This is a genomic window from Niallia sp. FSL W8-0951 (genome assembly GCF_038006525.1).
Lineage (GTDB): Bacteria > Bacillota > Bacilli > Bacillales > Cytobacillaceae > Niallia > Niallia circulans.
In genome coordinates, this window is the sequence record NZ_JBBOVK010000001.1 from 1 (window position 1) to 19,743 (window position 19,743).

The 19,743-nt window shown below is 34.7% G+C and carries 18 protein-coding genes; 14 read left to right on the top strand and 4 right to left on the bottom strand.

What is annotated here, in order from left to right; all coding sequences use genetic code 11:
- The coding region (locus tag NSS71_RS00005) for a hypothetical protein (protein WP_341151168.1) at window positions 1–1,269 on the bottom strand (1,269 nt) is incomplete at its 3' end.
- 340 nt (window positions 1,270–1,609) lie between these two features.
- Here NSS71_RS00005 and liaF point away from each other — a divergent pair.
- From liaF to NSS71_RS00020, 3 genes are read left to right on the top strand one after another with little or no spacing between them, the layout of a single operon-like run.
- Window positions 1,610–2,344, top strand: a complete 735-nt coding sequence (gene liaF, locus NSS71_RS00010) for a cell wall-active antibiotics response protein LiaF (RefSeq protein WP_341151169.1) — start codon at window positions 1,610–1,612, stop codon at window positions 2,342–2,344.
- A gap of 9 nt (window positions 2,345–2,353) precedes the next feature.
- Window positions 2,354–3,385 carry a sensor histidine kinase gene (locus NSS71_RS00015; RefSeq protein WP_061797529.1) on the top strand — a complete coding sequence of 344 codons (1,032 nt, stop codon included), beginning with the start codon at window positions 2,354–2,356 and terminating at the stop codon, window positions 3,383–3,385.
- Window positions 3,378–4,013, top strand: a complete 636-nt coding sequence (locus NSS71_RS00020; protein WP_095320237.1) for a response regulator — start codon at window positions 3,378–3,380, stop codon at window positions 4,011–4,013. The genes NSS71_RS00015 and NSS71_RS00020 overlap by 8 nt, the downstream gene beginning before the upstream one ends.
- A gap of 28 nt (window positions 4,014–4,041) precedes the next feature.
- On the opposite strand, the gene NSS71_RS00025 is transcribed toward NSS71_RS00020, so the two are convergent.
- Window positions 4,042–4,566 carry a hypothetical protein gene (locus NSS71_RS00025; protein ID WP_047943072.1) on the bottom strand — a complete coding sequence of 175 codons (525 nt, stop codon included), beginning with the start codon at window positions 4,564–4,566 and terminating at the stop codon, window positions 4,042–4,044.
- Between the two features lie 547 nt (window positions 4,567–5,113).
- Here NSS71_RS00025 and hemE point away from each other — a divergent pair.
- The 6 genes from hemE to NSS71_RS00055 all read left to right on the top strand — a co-directional run bounded on the left by hemE (window position 5,114) and on the right by NSS71_RS00055 (window position 13,129).
- The gene (gene hemE / locus NSS71_RS00030; protein WP_095320239.1) at window positions 5,114–6,175 is read left to right on the top strand and encodes a uroporphyrinogen decarboxylase; all 1,062 of its coding nucleotides are present in this window, start codon (window positions 5,114–5,116) and stop codon (window positions 6,173–6,175) included.
- 67 nt (window positions 6,176–6,242) lie between these two features.
- A complete protein-coding gene (gene hemH / locus NSS71_RS00035; protein WP_095321626.1) occupies window positions 6,243–7,187 on the top strand; it encodes a ferrochelatase in 945 nt (314 codons plus the stop codon).
- Window positions 7,188–7,466: 279 nt separating this feature from the next.
- Window positions 7,467–8,051 carry a TetR/AcrR family transcriptional regulator gene (locus NSS71_RS00040; protein ID WP_047943077.1) on the top strand — a complete coding sequence of 195 codons (585 nt, stop codon included), beginning with the start codon at window positions 7,467–7,469 and terminating at the stop codon, window positions 8,049–8,051.
- A gap of 112 nt (window positions 8,052–8,163) precedes the next feature.
- Complete coding sequence (locus NSS71_RS00045; RefSeq protein WP_047943078.1) at window positions 8,164–10,383, top strand: YhgE/Pip domain-containing protein; 2,220 nt, start codon at window positions 8,164–8,166, stop codon at window positions 10,381–10,383.
- Between the two features lie 256 nt (window positions 10,384–10,639).
- The gene (locus NSS71_RS00050; RefSeq protein WP_047943079.1) at window positions 10,640–11,629 is read left to right on the top strand and encodes a lipoate--protein ligase; all 990 of its coding nucleotides are present in this window, start codon (window positions 10,640–10,642) and stop codon (window positions 11,627–11,629) included.
- Between the two features lie 222 nt (window positions 11,630–11,851).
- The gene (locus NSS71_RS00055; RefSeq protein ID WP_095258796.1) at window positions 11,852–13,129 is read left to right on the top strand and encodes a M48 family metallopeptidase; all 1,278 of its coding nucleotides are present in this window, start codon (window positions 11,852–11,854) and stop codon (window positions 13,127–13,129) included.
- Window positions 13,130–13,224: 95 nt separating this feature from the next.
- Here NSS71_RS00055 and NSS71_RS00060 read toward each other — a convergent pair whose 3' ends face one another.
- Complete coding sequence (locus NSS71_RS00060; RefSeq protein ID WP_061797508.1) at window positions 13,225–13,455, bottom strand: IDEAL domain-containing protein; 231 nt, start codon at window positions 13,453–13,455, stop codon at window positions 13,225–13,227.
- A 188-nt stretch (window positions 13,456–13,643) separates the two neighbouring features.
- Between NSS71_RS00060 and NSS71_RS00065 the strand changes: the two genes are divergently transcribed.
- On the top strand, window positions 13,644–14,225 hold the full coding sequence (locus NSS71_RS00065) for a competence protein ComK (protein WP_095258797.1): 582 nt from the start codon (window positions 13,644–13,646) through the stop codon (window positions 14,223–14,225).
- 20 nt (window positions 14,226–14,245) lie between these two features.
- On the opposite strand, the gene NSS71_RS00070 is transcribed toward NSS71_RS00065, so the two are convergent.
- Window positions 14,246–14,611 carry a hypothetical protein gene (locus NSS71_RS00070; protein ID WP_095258798.1) on the bottom strand — a complete coding sequence of 122 codons (366 nt, stop codon included), beginning with the start codon at window positions 14,609–14,611 and terminating at the stop codon, window positions 14,246–14,248.
- A gap of 242 nt (window positions 14,612–14,853) precedes the next feature.
- Here NSS71_RS00070 and NSS71_RS00075 point away from each other — a divergent pair, with 242 nt between their 5' ends.
- From NSS71_RS00075 to lepB, 4 genes are all read left to right on the top strand, one after another.
- Complete coding sequence (locus NSS71_RS00075) at window positions 14,854–16,839, top strand: S9 family peptidase (protein WP_095321627.1); 1,986 nt, start codon at window positions 14,854–14,856, stop codon at window positions 16,837–16,839.
- A 322-nt stretch (window positions 16,840–17,161) separates the two neighbouring features.
- Entirely contained in the window at window positions 17,162–18,103 is a 942-nt protein-coding gene (locus NSS71_RS00080; RefSeq protein ID WP_047943088.1) for an LCP family protein, read from the top strand.
- Window positions 18,104–18,319: 216 nt separating this feature from the next.
- Window positions 18,320–18,940 carry a TVP38/TMEM64 family protein gene (locus tag NSS71_RS00085; RefSeq protein WP_047943089.1) on the top strand — a complete coding sequence of 207 codons (621 nt, stop codon included), beginning with the start codon at window positions 18,320–18,322 and terminating at the stop codon, window positions 18,938–18,940.
- A gap of 37 nt (window positions 18,941–18,977) precedes the next feature.
- Complete coding sequence (lepB, locus tag NSS71_RS00090; RefSeq protein ID WP_061797496.1) at window positions 18,978–19,532, top strand: signal peptidase I; 555 nt, start codon at window positions 18,978–18,980, stop codon at window positions 19,530–19,532.
- Window positions 19,533–19,743 lie beyond the last annotated feature (211 nt).

Here is a 19,743-nt window from a genome sequence, read left to right on the forward strand (position 1 = left end):
TCCACCGCCAACCCAGATGGCAGCAATTTGCCCTAAAGCAGTTAATGTGCTTATTCCACTGCCAATTGCATGGGCAAACAACCCTGCAATAGAACCTGCTAATGAAATGCCGGAGAAGCCAGAACCATCTAAGCCGGTAATAACTCCTACAGCTGTTAGTGTAACGGCGCCAATTTCTTTCGTTAATGGAACAGTGGAAGCAAGAGCAATACCGAGATCATTGACGATTCCGTGGGACTCCTTTGGGAGAAAGTCCCCGATAATCGTATTAAAACCAGAGTCACCTAAATAAAAGAAAGCAGCGATTGGAATAACCGGTCCAAATACTTTAAAACCAAATTGGAATCCTTCGATCAAATAAGTCGTTGTTTTCTCCAAGCCTTTATTTTTGTAGCTTACTAATGTTATTAAAAGAAGAATAAAAATGGATGTTCCACCAACCAGTGCGGTAGCATCTCCCCCTTGTAAATCTAATAAAAACATTGCAACAACATCAAGAATATAGAGAATGGGAATCAGAATGGCGAACAGTTTCTTTTGTGTACTACTTAGTAGTAATTTATTTACTTGGGGAAGAATATCTGATTTATTAATAGAGGTGACACCAGTTGCAAAAGTCAGTGTTCCTCTTTTCATATCGCGCTTAATAAAATAAAATGCAGTAATAGTTGTTACAACCCCCATAACAATGACAAGGGGGATACTTGCATGCATGACGTCTTCGACAGGTATGCCAGCAGCATCTGCTGTAAGTTTCGGTGCAGCTTGGATGATAAAATCTCCTGATAATGCAATCCCATGGCCGAATAAATTCATTGCCATGGCAACAGCAATTCCTGGCAGACCAACCCGTAAAGCTACTGGTAAGAGAACAGCTCCGATCAATGCTACTGCGGGGGATGGCCAGAAAAAGAAAGAAATGAGCATCATTACTATTCCGATCGTCCAATAAGCGAGTCCAGGTGAACGAATAAGTTTGGAAAAGGGAGAAATCATTACATCGTTAATACCTGTTTTCGTCAAAATTTTACTCATTGCAACAATAATAGAGATAACAACAATAGTAGGTAACAATTCTGTAATAGCAAAGATGAAACTATTGAAAATACTGCTAATCGAGGTACTTAAAGATCCGGTCGCTGTTATCGCTAATAGAAAGATTCCAACGATACAAATAAAGGTAGTATCTCTTCTCATTACCATAAAGCCGATGATAAAGACAATAAATAGTACATATATCCAATGAAGTGCTGTTAATTCGATACCCAAATAAATCCAGCTCCTTTCCCGATTTGAAGTGGAGGATGCTATAGGCATCTATCACCATTCGGTTAATACAGATTATGTAGCTGTATGTAAAAGGTGATTGGTACCTCCTTAAAATATAGTGTGTTTCACTTCATTGCTTTGGAATGGGAGGAAGGATTTATTCTAAAAATCCGGAAGAAAAATGTGCCAAAGACTCCTTCTCAAGGTGGAGAAAAAAACATCGAAAGAAGGAGCAAAAAATTACATAAAGGTAGTACAATAGATTTATAGTTGAAAAAGACTGCTTTTTAGAATTTCACAAAAATTCTATCTATAGATGTCTAGGAAAGAAGGGGAGTTTTTGAGAAGATCAATCTCCAAAATAATGTTTTCTATTAGTTTACTTATTGTAGGAGTAATCTTATTACTTGTTAATATTGGTGTCATTTCCTTGGAAATAAAAAAATTATTTGTCATAATATATCCGTTTTTGCTGCTTGTTTATGGTCTGTATTCGCTCTATCAAATAACATTAAAACGAAAAAGCAATTTATTTTTTACCTTATTTATTCTTATTTTCTCTATTCTTCTCCTTTTGGATCGTTTTCAAGTATTAGAATTTAGATTTATCGATTTTTGGAAATTATGGCCATTAATTATTATTTTAATGGCACTAGGACTCATCAAACCTAAGTTCACTTTTGAATATGACAGTGGCGGAAAACGTTATACAAAGAAATCCTTTCGCATGGGAGATGTTAAGTATAATACAGATAATTGGGCTGTCGAACCGATGGAAATTTCTCATGGGTTAGGAGATGTCTATATTGATTTTAGCAAAGCTTTTATTCCTGAAGGAGAAACCGAGCTGTTTATCCATGCGAGGATTGGGGATGTGAAAATTATTGTTCCAGATGATCTAGCCATTTATGTTCAAGCCGAAGTAAAGATTGGAGAAGTACGAATTCTGCAGTCGGTTAAGGAGGGAATTGGAAATAGTCTGGAGCATAAATCTGCCTATTATGAAGAGGCAATAAAAAAAATAAAGCTAAATATTTTGCTTGATATTGGCGATATTACAGTGCAAAAGGTATAAGGGGGAAACATGAGACAGACAATTAGTCGTTATGGATATTATCGAAATATCATTTTAACAAGTTTGATTATTTCTTTGCTGCTATTTATAAGTATCTATTTACTTCCAAATTTTGCAACGTCTTGGATAGGGAGTTTTGCCTTAGCTGCCATCTTTTTTTTTCTGATAACAGTGGTGGGTTTTTATTTTGCTTTTAAATGGAGCGGTAAAATAAAGAAACAATTAGATGAAATATTTTGGTTTATATCATCTTTAAGGAGAGGAAAAATACCGCCAAAAATGCCGCTTGCAACAAGTGAGTATGTTTATGATGTAAAAGAAGAACTTAATCAGCTCGCTGATTATCAACAAGAGCAAATTCATTCTTTGCAGAGATTAGCAAATGAAAAAACAACGCTCGGGCAAACAGCCCACAATGCCGCAGTAATAGAAGAAAGACAACGACTGGCGAGGGATTTGCATGATGTTGTTAGTCAGCAATTATTTGCATTAAATATGATGTCTTCTGCTGCATATAAAATTTTTGACCGGGATCCTGCTTTAGCCAAGCAGCAGTTACAGGAAATTGTTTCGATTGCGGGAAAAGCGCAAGGGGAAATGCGAGCATTGCTGCTTCATCTAAGACCGATTGAATTAAGCAATGATACGTTGTGTGATGGCATAATCAAGCTTATTCAAGAGCTGAAAGAAAAAACAATGCTTCATTTTTCTGCAAGCATTGATGAAATAGATGGTCTATCTACGGCTGGACAGGAACATCTTTTTCGAATTGTTCAAGAGGCCCTATCCAATGTGCTTCGTCATTCTCATGCAGATAAAGTAAGAATCATTTTGGAAGAACGAGAAGAATATGCTTCTCTACATATAAGTGATAATGGCAAAGGCTTTGATCCGACGATAGAAAGAATTGCATCATATGGGTTAAAGACAATGAGAGAGCGCTGTGAAGAAATTGGTGGAGTGATGGAACTTCGTTCGAAAATGGGAGAAGGAACTTATATTGATATTCGAGTGCCAACAAAGGGGTGGGAAAATGATTAGAGTGGTAGTAGTAGATGATCATGAAATGGTGAGAAAAGGAATTATTTCTTACCTAATGACAGAACCCAATATTCACATTATGGGAGAGGCAAATAGTGGTCAGACTGCAGTTCAGCTTGTACTAAAGGAGAAGCCGGATATTGTGTTAATGGATTTATTAATGGAAAACGGGAATGGTATTGAAGCAACAAAGGCTATTTTAAAAGAGTATCCTAGCTGCAAAGTAATCATAATTACAAGCTTCTATGATGAAGCACAAGTCATTCCGGCAATAGAAGCAGGCGCATTTAGTTATTTATTAAAAACAGCAAGTGCTACAGAGGTCGTGCAAGCAATTAAGAAAGCCTATACTGGCGAAGCAGTGATTGAGCCAAAGGTTGCTAACGTGATGGTGAAAAAATTGCGAGCAACAGAAAGAAAGCCACATGATGATTTAACAGAAAGAGAATTAGATGTATTAATGTGTATTGGAGAAGGAATGACTAATCAGGCTATTAGTGAAGAACTATATATTGGAATCAAAACAGTAAAGACACATGTAAGCAACATCTTATCGAAATTAGCAGTAGCCGACCGAACCCAAGCTGCTGTGTATGCCAATAGGAATGGCATTATTAAAACAAGATAGTCATAAGTTCAGCTGGCTACTAGATTAATTACGCTTTTTCTTCATTTGGAATCGTTAATTGTACAAAATACGGTTTTCCATTAAAGATAGAATGCTGGGAACTATTCCAGCTTTTTTCATTACTCTTACCTATGGGAGCTTCTACATTTGCTTCGTGCTGTTTCCATTTTATATAATTCGCTTTTTCTTCCCATAGACAAAAGAGGATATAGGTGTCTCCCTTAGCAGGACGAAGGAAGCGTATAGCTGTCATTGTTTTGTTTGGGATAGATGTAAAGTACTTCATCATCTTATGCTCGAAAACAGGTTTATTTTCTTCACTTACTGGAATATGATTCATGGTAATAAACCCTTTATTTTCTAACATTCCATAACTGAATAAAATGTCATAGCTTCTTGGTTCTTGGAAGAAAGAAGGAGCTTGACTTTCGTGTAGTAGTATCGCCCGATCGCTGGCTTCTTCCTGCATTAATAACAATGTTTCATTCGAAAACTTACTTTCGTATTTTTTCCCTAAATAATCATAGGTTCCGCTAGTAAGATAGATATTCACTAATCTCCCTCCAAGTCATAAGGATATTTTAAGCATACAATAGAAAGCGGAAAGTTACGATAAAACCCTCTTAAACTATTCTCATTTGTATATTAACATTAACTACCGTGTTATTCGAGATGCCTAGTTCCATTTAAAGCTTTTCCCTTATGTTCTCATGATTTAACTTTTTGTATGCGCTGCCTATAATTAGCAAAAGAGGTGTAATCTCCTTTAATTTTGGGTAAAAAATGTCTAAATTGTGACAAAGTGATAAGTTATCTATGCAAAGATAGTAAAAAAGATATATTATTGAAATATATGCATGATTGGGAAAGAAGATTTTTACATATAGTAAAAAAAAGAATGGGATGTCTAGGACAGGCATTCCTTTTTATTGGGATGGTAATAACTTGGAAACAAATGTTGTTCATAAAAAAATTTGTTTAAAAAACTTTTTACTTGCATATTATTTATAAATATTATAACTTAATAATTATTATAAATAAAAAACGTTAATCACTATATAGAACGAAATACATACCTTTGAAAGGTGGACATCAAAAGGATGAATAAACAGATGAAAGATACATTTATTAAAGCGGCAAAAGGACAGCCCACTGAATATGTTCCGGTATGGTATATGCGACAGGCAGGCCGCTCGCAGCCTGAATACCGAGCAATTAAAGAGAAATATTCTTTATTTGAAATAACGCATCAGCCAGAGCTATGTGCTTATGTTACGAAATTGCCGGTTGATCAGTATGATGTCGATGCTGCAGTATTATATAAAGATATTATGACGCCGCTTCCGGCCATTGGGGTTGATGTGGAAATAAAATCAGGAATCGGACCTGTGATAGAGAATCCTATTCAGTCAATGGAGGATATTACAAGACTTGGTATGTTACATCCTGAGCAAGATATTAAATATGTCCTTGACACGATTAAACTGCTTACAACCGAACAATTAAATGTTCCGTTAATAGGCTTTTCCGGCGCTCCTTTTACTCTTGCTAGTTACATGATTGAAGGTGGACCATCCAAAAACTATCATAAGACAAAAGCGTTTATGTATGCTAAACCAGAAGCTTGGTATGCTTTAATGGAAAAGCTTGGTAATATGGTGGTTACCTACGTAAAGGCGCAAATTAATGCAGGTGCTAGTGCGATTCAAATATTCGATTCGTGGGTAGGTGCTTTAAATGTGGAGGACTATCGATTATTTATAAAGCCGGTCATGAATAGGATTTTTTCTGAGCTGGAGAATGAAAATGTTCCTTTCATTATGCATGGAGTCGGGGCGAGTCATTTGGCGCTTGAATGGAATGATCTTTCCTTAGATGTAGTTGGGCTAGATTGGCGCTTACCTATATCAGAAGCAAGAAAAATGGGAGTAACCAAAGCTGTACAAGGAAATTTAGATCCCGCAGTACTTCTTGCACCATGGAGTGTTATTGAGGAAAAAGCAAAGCAAATCATTGAACAGGGAATAGAGCAGCAAGGCTTTATCTTTAATTTAGGACATGGTGTGTTCCCAGATGTAGATCCAGCTGTTTTGAAAAAATTGACTGGTTTTATTCATGAATATTCCGGTGACTTACTAAGTAGTAAGCGCTCAGGCAAATAAAAGGGATTTTAAGGATAGCTAAAATCAAAAAGATACAAAATAATAGAAAGAAGCGAGGTAATGAAAAATGAGTCGAAAAAAAATGGGGCTTCTCGTTATGGCATATGGTACACCATATAAGGAAGAAGATATTGAAAGATATTATACAGATATTAGACATGGTAGAAAGCCGACAGATGAAATGCTGGCAGATTTAAAAAGTCGCTACGAAGCAATTGGCGGCATTTCTCCATTAGCAAAAATTACGATGGAACAAGCAAAGGGTTTAGAAGCACATCTTAATGAGATACAAGATGATATTGAATTTAAAATGTATTTAGGATTGAAGCATATTGAACCATTTGTAGAAGATGCAGTAAAGATGATGCATGAAGATGGAATCGAAGAAGCAGTGAGTATTGTGTTAGCCCCTCATTACTCTACCTTTAGTATTAAGGCATATAATAATCGTGCTAAAGAAGAAGCAGAAAAATTAGGGGGCTTAACCATTCATAGTATCGAAAGCTGGTATAAGGAGCCCAAATTTATTCGTTATTGGATTAATCAATTAAAAGAGACATACGCTAAAATGTCACAAGAAGAACGAGAAAATGCAGCGTTAATTGTCTCTGCGCATAGTTTGCCAGAAAAAATCCTTCAATATGGAGATCCTTATCCAGACCAATTAAAGGATACAGCAGAGTTAATTGCAAAGGGAGCAGGTATATCTACTTATTATCTAGGCTGGCAAAGTGCGGGAAATACACCAGATCCTTGGCTTGGTCCAGATGTCCAGGATTTAACAAGAGATTTACATGCGAAATATGGATATAAAGCATTTGTATATGTGCCAGTAGGATTTGTAGCGGAACATCTAGAAGTCTTATATGACAATGATTACGAGTGCCTTGTTGTGACGGAAGAAGTTGGAGCAAGCTATTATCGACCAAAAATGCCAAATGCTCAGCCGGAATTTATTGACGCACTAGCAACAGTGGTTTTAAAAGAAATTGCAGTACCTATTAAAGGGTAAAGTGCCGTAAATTATTTTTTGTTGATGTTATTATATTGTAAACGGAACCAAGTGATTTTTTCGAAAATCACTTGGTTTCTTTTGTTGCAACGGGTTTAACTCTGTGATATATTCTTTTTTGTACTAACTGACCGAAATGTTATTTTAGTCAGTTTTGTGGTGAATCAATAATGAATGCATAAATGGCGAATAAGTGCGAATAAATGGTTGGAGAGAAAATCTCTTCTACATAACTGGAGAAACTGTTTTTATTCGCATGGAAAGAAAGAGGTGGAATATTTGGCTGTTGATCGTAGGAAGCTTATTTTAGAAGCGGCGACTAAATCATTTTCTATGTTTGGTTATAAAGCAACAACTATGGATCATGTCGCTAAAATTGCAAATGTAGGAAAAGGAACGATTTATACTTTTTTTAAAAATAAAGAGGAGCTCTTTTTTGAAATTGTTAATGATTTAATTAAAGAAATGAAGGAAAGAGCAGATGAGTCATTTGATCCTTCTTCTACGTTTATGGAAAATGCCCATCGTGCACTGATGAATATGCTTGAATACCGTAAAGAGCATCATCTGACGGTTAAGCTTTTTCAAGAACAGCGAGAAATTGGTACACTGGAAGTAAAGGAAGTAATTAGCCATTTAGAAAATGCGATCTTAAATTATATGAAAACACGTGTACAAGAAGCGATAGATAAAGGAGAGATTGAAACCCAGAATCCAGAGTTGACATCCTTTATTATTATTAAAGTATACTTAGCGCTTATTTTTGAGTGGGAGAAACAACATCCACCTCTTACTACAGAGGAAATAGCTTCTAGTTTTGAATTACATTTATTTCATGGATTAGCAAACCCGCTTAATAAATGAGAAAATAGTCTGTTAGTTATTAAAGTTAATAACCAGGATGTTTTTCTTTTAACTAAGCTATTAGAATTGTTTTTTAAAGGATAAATGATTGATTAAAAATGGAGGGAATTATATGAAACAAAGTTTACTAAAGGCAGAGCTGTCCTCTATTTTTAAAAATAAAATGATGCTGATCTCTGTTATCGCTATTGTGTTTGTTCCGATATTATATGCTGGTATTTATTTATGGGCCTTCTGGGATCCTTATGGAAACTTAGATAAATTGCCTGTTGCCGTTGTGAATGAAGATACTGGGACAGAGATGAATGGAAAAACATTAGATATTGGAAAAGATTTAGTGGAAAATTTAAAGGACAGCGAAGACTTTAATTTTAAATTTGTCGATAAAGAAACTGCTTATAAAAATTTAAAAAATCAGAAGTATTATATGCTGATAGAAATCCCTAAGGATTTTTCCGATAATGCGACAACATTACTTGAAGATAATCCACAAAAATTGGATCTAAAATATGTTTCTAATCCAGGATATAACTTTATTTCTTCTCAAATAGGGAATTCCGCAATTGAAAAAATAAAGCAAGGTGTTAGTAAAGAAGTGACAGAAACCTATGCGGAATCTATTTTTGAAAATATTACGGAAATGTCAGACGGCTTAAAAACAGCAAGTAATGGTGCAAAAGATTTAAAAGATGGAACAGATAAAGTAAAATCGGGTACAGAAGAAGTGTATAAAAATCTAGAAACACTTGCTGAAAAGTCTATACAATTTTCCGATGGTGTTAATAGTGCTAATAATGGAGTGAAAGAGCTTGCCAATGGAGCAGATGATTTAAAGCAAGGATTAACGCAATTGCAATCAGCCCAAGGGGAATTAAATAATGCTGCACAGAAACTGCAAGGGGGAGACCAGGCAATTCTTGATGGTGTTTCGCAAGCCAAAGATGGAATCAACACAGTTAAAGCAAATATTCCTTCGTTAATAGAAGGGACAAATAAGCTGCAAACAGGCTCCAATACTTTAACACAAGGCTTAACAGACTGGAGCGATAAATCAGAACAATTAGCTGCTGGAGCTAATCAGTTGCATGAAGGTGCAACAACCTTACAGGAAACAATTAATGCGATAATGCCCATGCTGCAAGGTTTGCCAGAAGAAAATAAGCAGCAGCTTGTAGCAGCACTTAAAGGGTTGGTGGACGGCAGTTCTTCGATTGCCACCAATACAAAAGCGTTAAGTCAAGCAGCAGACCAGCTTGCAGCCGGCGGAACAAGCTTGTCTAATGGCATAACAGACTTAAATAAAGGGCAAAAACAATTGCAAACAGGCATTAATCAGTTAAGTGATGGAAGCAGCCAGCTAGAAAATGGGGTAAAACAGCAGGTAGCTGGTCAGGAACAATTTGTGGCTGGTATGAATAAGTATGCTTCTGAATTCGCAAAAGCTGTTGATGGTTCTACTAAATTGTCTTCTGGTGCAAATACTTTAGTATCAGGGATGAATACACTTGCAACAGGATCGACTGCTTTATCAGATGGAACCAATTTGCTCAAAGATGGATCAAAAGAATTGGTAAATGGAACATCATCCTTATTAGATGGAAGCAAGGAGCTTTCGTCTAAATTATCAGACGGAGCTGAGGAAGCAAGTTCCATCCATTCTGATGAAAAAACATATGACATGATAGCTGAACCAATCTTAGTTGACCAAGACAAAGTATCGGATGTGCCAAACTATGGAACTGGCTTAGCTCCATATTTCATTTCGCTAGGACTATTTGTTGGTGCATTAATGCTCTCAATTGTGTTCTCTTTTGCAGAACCAGAAGAACAGCCAAAAAGTGGAATTCGTTGGTTCTTAAGCAAAACGATTATTTTGATTGGGGTAGGAATCTTACAGGCTTTAGTTGCCTCCTTTGTGTTGCTAGTCATCTTAGGAATGGAAGTGGAAAGTGTACCATTGTTTATCCTATTTACCATTCTAACTAGTTTAGTGTTTTTCTCGATTATTCAATTTTTGGTTACTTTATTTGGAAACCCAGGACGATTTATTATCGTCATCATCATGATTTTCCAATTAACAACAAGTGCGGGTACTTTCCCATTAGAGTTAATACCAAATGTTTTACAACATATTCACAATCTATTGCCAATGTCTTATTCAGTAGCTGGATTAAAAGCAGTTATCTCTACTGGTGATATGGACTTTATGTGGCATAATGCAGAGATTCTTGGTATTTACCCACTTGTATTCTTTGCAGGTACAGCTGTTTATTTTATTTTTAAATACAAACGGTATTATACAAATAAGGAAGTAGAAGTAACAGTAGAATAATTTGAAAAAGCTGCTAACTTTATATCTTCTTAAGTTACCTCTATTGTGCGAAACCTTGATAGAGTGTGGGGAAGATACATAGTTGCAGCTTTTTATATGGTGTCTAAAAGATCACTCCATTTCTTAAACTTTGCCAATTCGATGAAAAAAGTACAAATGAAGTGATTATTTCCCGTTTTTTCGTTATAGTATAAAAGGGTAATTAAATTCGGGAAAATTGGATATAATTCTACAAAATTATAAGGGGTGTCTTTTTATGCTGTTTATAGATAATAAAGGGATAACAGATCCACGCATTAATCTAGCAATTGAAGAGTATGCTTTGAAAAACTTAGACATAAATGAAACGTATCTTTTATTTTATATAAATGAACCTTCTATCATTATTGGGAAAAACCAGAATACGATAGAAGAAATTAATACTGATTATGTAGAGTCAAATGGCATACATGTTGTTAGAAGATTATCTGGCGGCGGTGCCGTCTATCATGACTTAGGTAATTTAAGCTATAGCTTTATCACGAAAGATGACGGGAATAGCTTTCATAACTTTAGAAAATTCACCGAGCCTGTTGTTCAAGCACTTAAAAGCATGGGAGTAAATGCTGAATTAAGTGGTCGTAATGATCTTCTTGCTGAAGGTAGAAAAATTTCTGGCAATGCACAATTTTCTACAAGAGGAAGAATGTTTACGCACGGAACATTATTATTTGATTCAGAAATGGATCATATTGTGTCAGCGCTAAAAGTGAAAAAAGACAAAATCGAATCCAAAGGGATTAAATCAGTAAGAAGCAGAGTAGCAAACATTACTGAATTTCTTCCAGAAAAAATATCCATTCAAGAATTTCGCAGCCTGTTATTAAGCTATCTTTTTGAAGGGGAAGAGAATATTCAAGAATATGTCTTAACAGCAGAAGATTGGGAAAAAATTCATCAATTATCTAAAGAAAGATATCAAAATTGGGATTGGAATTATGGCAAATCTCCTAAATTCAATTTACAGCATTCACATCGTTTCCCAGTTGGTCAAATCGATGTAAGATTTGATGTAGTAAAAGGAATTGTGAAAAACTGCAAAATTTATGGTGATTTCTTTGGAGTTGGCGATGTAGAAGATATTGAAAAACGACTGATCGGGGTCCGCTATGACCGCTCCGAATTAGAAAAGGCATTAGGCGATATTTCCATAAAGCATTATTTTGGAAATGTGACAAAAGAAGATTTTCTGCAATTGATTTATTGATTATATAGAAGAATAATTTTTAGCATCTTAAATGATAGAAGGTTTCTTCTTATTTTGGATGCTTTTTTTATACCCTTTTTGAAAGTAAGAGTGCAACGGAGAGCTGGATACGCTTTTTTTACATCAAAATAAATAGTGAAAATATCTCCTTTTAGTTCTAAAAAAATTCTTTTTGGACTACTTATTAATAATAGGTTGTACTAGGCAGGCAGGAGGGAGATTATGACTAGAAAAATTGGCTTTTATGCAGTAGTTGCCTATGTGTTATACGGTTTGTTTTTTTATTGGTATTTATTTCAATATACTAGTCCAGCTTTGCCCTTTGAATATCAAGGATCCCAAGCAGATCCAAGTACCTTTTTAAATAGCAGAGAATTAGTATTAAGTGGGGAATATTCACGGGTAAGGAACTTCTTGTTTTTTATTTCTACACCATTTGAATGGCTTTTTTACTTATTTGTTTTGTTATTTGGTTTTTCCAAAGTATTTAAAAAATGGGGAGAGGCTTCTGCGAAATATAAGTCGATACAAACGGCTATTTACTTATTTTGGCTGAATATAACTGCCTTTATTATTACCTTTCCACTTAGTTATATTAGTTATTCTGTATCGAAAACCTATCATATTTCTACCCAGAGCTTTCCTTCTTGGATGAAGGATCAATTCATTGATTTTTGGGTGAATTATGTCATTATGTTTCTTATTGTTTCCGTCTTATACTGGCTAATGAGCAAGAGTCAAAAGAGGTGGTGGCTTTATGCCTGGGTACTATCCATTCCTTTTACTTTATTTCTCACGTTTATTCAGCCTGTCGTCATTGACCCGCTATACAATGATTTCACCCCTTTAAAGGATAAAGAATTAGAGGCAGAGATATTGAAGCTTGCGAGTGCTTCTAATATTCCAGCAGAGCATGTTTTTGAAGTAAATATGTCAGATAAAACGAGGGCGTTAAATGCTTATGTTACAGGGATAGGGAGCAATGCAAGAATTGTGCTGTGGGATACTAGTTTAAAGGAATTAGATAATGACGAAATTTTATTTGTAATGGCACATGAAATGGCTCATTATGTAGAAAAACATATTTATATAGGAATAGGTATCTCCTTATTTTCCTCTTTATTTGGTTTGTATTTTATTTATAAATTGCTGCACTGGATTGTAAATCGATGGGGGACAGAACTTAAAATTGTAAAAGTAGAGGATATACAGTCCTTCCCTTTAATTCTTTTATTAATTTCGATGCTGCTATTTGCTGTAAACCCATTAACTAATGTCATTTCAAGATATGAGGAAAAAAGAGCTGATCATTATGCAGTCGAATTAACAGAAAATCCAGAGGCGGGTATTGTTACATTTCAGAAGCTAGCAAAGACCGGACTGAGTGAAGTGAATCCACCTTTATTGGTAAAAATATTCCGCTATAGCCATCCGACGATGCTGGAGAGAATTAGTAAGCTGGAAGAAGAAAGCATTCGATTACAAAATCAGAAAAAATAATAATCCAAAAATAAAGGATGTCTTAAAGAATTTAATCATAGTAGGTGATTAGACTCTTTAAGAACATCCTTTGGCTTTAAAATAATCCACTATTATCAAGTTCCGAAGCGCTTACATAATAAATTAAATTCGCTGCTCAGTTCGTTGAATGTTTCTCTGTCATGTTCATCAATGGCTTTATCAATCAAGGACATCAAATTTGCTTTTTCATTATTTAATTGAATTTCAGAAAGCAACATTTCAATATAGAGGTCTTTTACATAAGTATTTGTGTTTTTTTTCTGGCCACTTAACTTTGTAAACTCAGTATAGGACTTATCATTCATTGTCTTTCCCTCCTGATGCCTTTTTAATATTATATGGGAGAAATGGATAATTATCAATTTGTTTTTTTAAAATTATGAAATTTGATTATAAAGTATGTCTATATTCTGAAAAATTATTTTGTCTTAAGTTTCATTAGGTAAAAAGTGCTATTATAGGGGAAGATTACTAAAAAAAGGAGGATTTATCGTTGGAAGAAAATTATTTAATAGTCGATAAGTATTATATTAATTATCATACGCTTGCAGTCTTGCCTTCCATTGTAGCTAATGGCGATATCTATTCAAAGGTATATGAACATAATAATGTTTTCTTATGCAAACTTAGTCCGTTAATGATTGTGAAAGCAACATGTGGTTATCTGGGAAGTTCTTATGAAGGGAGAAGGGAGGGGACTCGCCAACTAATGACCTATTATCATAAACTTCCAATTGTAATTGATGATTTTAATTCCGTTTATTTTTTTCCCACTCATTCTCCTAGGAATAACAACTGTGCATGGATTTCTCTTCATCATATTCTTGATACCAAAAAAATAGAAGCTTCTAAGGTAAGAATAACGTTTCAAAATTTGCAAAGTGTAGAAATAGGGGTTTCGCTCTATACCCTAAGAAATCAGATAATGCGGACAAATTCTCTTAAAACATTACAGCGTTATAATCATGAAGCAAGTATTAATCCCAAGTTAACATATAAAAGTTTACTGGTGGATAAACAAAAAAAATTAGCAGAAGCTCAAATGATGTATAAAAAAAAGCAGGATAGTAATTGAACTTTTTTTATTTGTTTTTGTTAGCTAATAGTAAACCTTTTGTATAAATAATGCTCCAATAATTCCTGAACTTTATTCCGAAGGCGGGGGTTAAAGTAGTTATGATATTCTTCATAGCCGTTATAAATAAATAAAAACATGGTAAATGCTTCATCACGATTTACTTCTTGAATCTTCATTGTATGCTTATACATATAATTCTTCGTTTTTCTTAACTCCGATTGTACTACTTTCATTGCATTTTCGAGTAAATCTATATAAGGTTGTTTTAATTTTAAATTACTTATTTTGATGACCTGCAGATCTCGATTAAGTATTGTTAAAAGCATAGGAAGATAAATAGCTTTTTCCATAACATCTCTTTCTATTTCGGGAATTCTTGTCATACTCGTTACCCCTTTCCTTCAATATAAAACAGAACATTTGTTCTCTTTTTATGATCATACCTTTTTTATTTCCTATTTTCAAGTGAATAATGACAATTTTCGGGTGGGTTAAAGATTTGCCTCTGTAATGTACGAGGCTCAATTGCTATCTTTGATAAAATATAGAAAAGAAAAAAGGCAGCTGAAGAAGGGAAAGGTATTTCAGTTGTCGAAATATATAATTATTTTAATAAGGAAGGAAGATGGAAGTGAAAGAAAGTAAAAGAATAAATGCAGAAGATTTATATGAATTAAAATCTGTGGTGGATCCTCAAGTAAAAGGGGAAGAATGTTTGTATGTAGTCACTTCCATTTGCAAAGAGACTGATAAATATTATTCCAATATTTATCATAAAGATCTAAACACACTTGAAACAATGCAATGGACGTTTGGGAAACATCGAAATCATTCTCCAAGATGGTCACCGACTGGAGAAGAAGTTGTCTTTATTTCTAATCGTTCTGGAACAAATCAATTATTTTTATTAAATAAAAAAGGTGGAGAAGCGGAGCAGCTTACTGCTTTAGCGAACGGAGTGAGTAATCCAGTATGGTCACCTGATGGGACAGAAATAGCTTTTCAATGCTATTTAAAAAAAGGAGAAACAGTAGAAAATAAAGAGATGAAAACAGACGAGAAGGAGGAAAAGCTCTCTGCTCTAGAAGTGACAAATATGAAATATAAATCAGACGGAAAGGGCTTTTGGGATGGCAGTTATGATCATATTGCTGTCTTAAATATTAAGAATAAAACAATCACACAACTTACTTCTGGAGAAAATAATTATTATTTGCAAAGCTGGTCACCTGATGGGCAATACATAGCAATTAGTGCAGATGAAAGCAAAGAAAAGGATTTCAGTTTTATCTCTGATATTTATCTCTATAATAGAAAAGAAGACAGTTGGAAGAAGATTACGGAAAGCAATGGAAATTACGGAAAAGCAACATGGACTCCTGATAGTAGAAGATTAGGATTAATAGGGAGCGGCAGAGAGTATGAAAATGCTACCCTATCTCAGCTATGGGTGTATGAGATAGAAACGGATTCTCTACAATGCTTAACTCCAGAATGGGATGTGAATGTTGGGGATTATGCAATCGGTGATTTTCAACAGGGAACTGTAACGCCTGGTATGCTGTGGGGAGAGGACAATGAAAGTTTTACCTTTTTAGCAACAGATCACGGAAATACAGTTGTTTATTTTGGAAATACTTCTGGAGCTATCTATCCATCTCTTATTGATAACCAGCATGTTTATGGTTTATCTACAGGAGGCAGTTTAAAAAAAGCGGTAGTGGCTATTAGCACACCTACACATCCCGGAGATTTATATACATTAAATTTAGAGACTGGCGAAACTCAGCAAATAACAAATATAAATAAGGAGTTTGCGGAAACTCATGCTTTCTCTGAAGCAGAGCCGCTTCAATTTGTGTCTCGGGATGGTTGGGAGCTTCATGGGTGGTTAATGAAGCCACAAGGTTTTAAAGAGGGCGAAAAATATCCGATGGTAGTAGAGATTCATGGAGGACCGCATGCAATGTATGCTAATTCTTATTTTCATGAATTTCAAACATTAGCCTCCAATGGTTTTGCTGTATTATTTATTAATCCGAGAGGAAGCCATGGATATGGACAGCAATTTGTAGATGCTGTACGTGGAGATTATGGTGGAAAGGATTATGAAGATATTATGGATGCCGTTGATTATACAATAGAAACATTTGATTTTATTGATGCTTCTCGCCTAGGGGTTACAGGGGGAAGCTATGGCGGCTTTATGACAAACTGGATTGTTGGACATACAGACCGTTTCAAGGCAGCTGTTACACAGCGCTCGATCTCTAATTGGATTAGTTTCTATGGGGTTAGTGATATAGGGTATTACTTCACTGATTGGCAAATAAAAGCAGATTTAAATGATATAGAAACACTGTGGAAGCATTCTCCGTTAGCCTATGTAAATAATATACAAACACCTTTACTAATATTACATGGTGAAAAAGATTATCGTTGTCCAATTGAACAGGCAGAACAGTTGTTTATTGCCTTAAAGGTACAAAAGAAAGAAACAAAATTTGTCCGTTTTCCAGAATCAAATCATGAACTTTCCAGGAGTGGCAAACCCGCACTTCGAATAGAAAGATTAAACTATATTAACAATTGGTTTTTAGAGTATATATAAGAAATTAAGAGGGCGCCGTTGGGTGCCCTCTTTTTGTTGATATAAGAATATTCTTTTGGAAGAGAAATTTTAAGAGGAGCGTATATGGAAAAAGAGAGAAAAAGGACAATGTTACCTTGCAATGTAATTTTAAGCAGAAAAAAATGTAGAATGGAGCATTTTTTGATATGATAGTAAAAAGAAAGATAATGACAAAGCAATTAAGGGGCTAGATAACAGTAGGAATTTACATGGAAAAGAAGGTCTATAAATTTTTTGCGAAGGTTACAATTAATAATGAAATAATTAAAAAATGAGATTGATATAGAAAGGATTAAAAGAAATGGGGAGAGCGGAGTATAGAAAAGGAAAGAAAAGAAGGAGATTACGAAAAGGAAGAGTCTTCTTTCTATTCCTTATTCTATTTATACTAGCTGTAACTATATATAGTATTTTTCAATTTAAGCAAGGCGAAAAGCAATCGTTAGGGAAGATAGGAATAGACGAGGTTAAATATGAATTTAATGGGGAAAAAGATAGTAATGGGGGCACGAATATTCTTTTACTGGGAAGCGACCAGCGTAAAGGCGAAAAGCAATCTAGAACAGATACAATTATGATTGCCCAATATCATCCAGATAAAGGAACATATAAAATCATATCGTTAATGAGAGACATGTATGTAGATATACCAGGATATGGACAAGGTAGAATCAATACAGCATATACGATTGATGGTCCTGAATTACTAAGACAAACCATTAAACAAAATTTTGATATAGATTTACAATATTATGCAATTGTAAATTTTGAAGGATTTGAAGCAGTAATTGATGAAGCATTCCCAAATGGTGTAGAGATCGATGTAGAAAAGCAAATGTCTAAAAATATTGGTGTGACATTAGAGCCGGGACTACAACATTTAAATGGAAAACAGTTACTGGGATATGTACGCTTCCGACACGATGCAGAATCAGACTTTGGCAGAGTATCAAGACAACAAAAAACATTACAAGCAATCGCTGATCAAGTTTCTGCGGTTCAAACATTTGCAAAATTACCCAAATTGGCAGGAGTTATTATGCCATATATTAATACGAGCATGGATACTGGCGACATGCTATTTATCGGGAAAGATTTACTGACTTCAAAAAGTCATGAGGTAGAATCGTTAAGAGTTCCAGTAGACGGAACTTTTCAAGATATGAGAGTGAATGGGGCAGCTGTATTATCTGTCGATTTAGAAGCGAATAAAGCAGCGATAAAAGAATTTCTAGCGCAATAAATGGAGTGTTTTTTAACATACTCTTTATGTTTATTAGCAATGTATGAATAAAATGGAAAAGGCAGGGGAATTTTGGGTCTGCCGATGTTAAAATGAGAATGGCTATATAAGGAGCGGAATGATCCTTGTATTTTATTGGATTAATTAAAAAATCAACACTATTGAAAGAATACACATACGAAAAGATGCGTAAGTTATACAAGGGGTTTTGTGCTCATGGATATAAACTTAATGAAAGAATGGTTTACACTTGATAGAATAATGGATTTAATTGATAGTTATCGTTCATTTGGACCGTTGCCAGGGGTCCTGCTGCCGCTGATAGAAGCGTTTTTACCTTTTTTGCCGCTGTTTGTTTTTATTATGGCTAATGTGAACGCATTTGGATTTTGGCTGGGATTTCTCTATTCATGGGTTGGAACAATTTTAGGAGCATTGCTTGTATTCTCGATTATTAGGAAATATGGAAAAAAAAGAATGCTGAGATTTTTAAGTAATCATAAAAAAGTGCAGAAGCCAATGATCTGGATTGAAAGACATGGATTTGGTCCTTTGTTCTTGCTTTTATGTTTTCCATTTACACCATCTGCACTTGTAAATATAGTAGCTGGTTTATCGAGAATTAGTACAAGCCAATATATTCTGGCAGTAATCGCTGGTAAGCTTGTTATGATTAGTACGATTAGCTTTATTGGTTATGATTTACGATCCATGATTGCTCAGCCATTACGTACGATACCTGTTGTGATTGCTATCTTTATTCTTTGGTTTATTGGAAAAAGAATCGAAATGAAAATGAATAATGTAGGGATTGATGAGAAAGAGAGAAGCCATTAAAAAATGGTTTGTAAATATTGTTTGGAGGAGATAGAGGTTGAAAGAAGCAATAAAGAAAGAAAGCATAGAATGGTTAAAGGCATTTGCTATCGGAATTATCATCTTTATTATAATTCGTGCTTTTTTCTTCTCCAATTATGTAGTGGAAGGCGAGTCGATGATGCCTACCCTGCAGGACGGAAATAAATTAGTTGTTAATAAAGTTGGTTATAAAATGACTGATTTTAATCACTTTGATATTATTGTTTTTCATGCAAATAAAAATGATGATTATGTGAAACGAGTAATTGGCATCCCTGGAGATAAAGTAGAATATAGAGATGACCACCTATTTATAAATGGGAAAAAGTATGAGGAGCCTTTCTTAGATGACTACCGCAAACAAGTATCTTCAGGAAGGCTGACAGGGAATTTTACATTAAAAGAGATTACTGGAGAAGTTACAGTTCCGAAGGGGAAATTATTTGTATTAGGGGATAATCGATTAGGGAGCTGGGATAGCCGACATTTCGGATTTATTTCTATTGACCAAGTAGTTGGGAAAGTCAGCTTGCGCTATTGGCCATTTAATGAAATACAATTTTCCTTTTAGGGAAGAGTAGGACGTAAGCATCTTTTTTTAATTAATAAAATAGCCAAACAATTATATGAATCTGTATCTTTGTATAATTGTTTGGGTCTACCTTAAGCTGGGATACTTATGTCCCAGCATTTTTTTGTTAAAATTAACGCTTAGAAAAAGAGAAAAATTATCCAGCAGCACTTTTCTATAGAAACATGTGTTTCTATGTTATGATGATAAT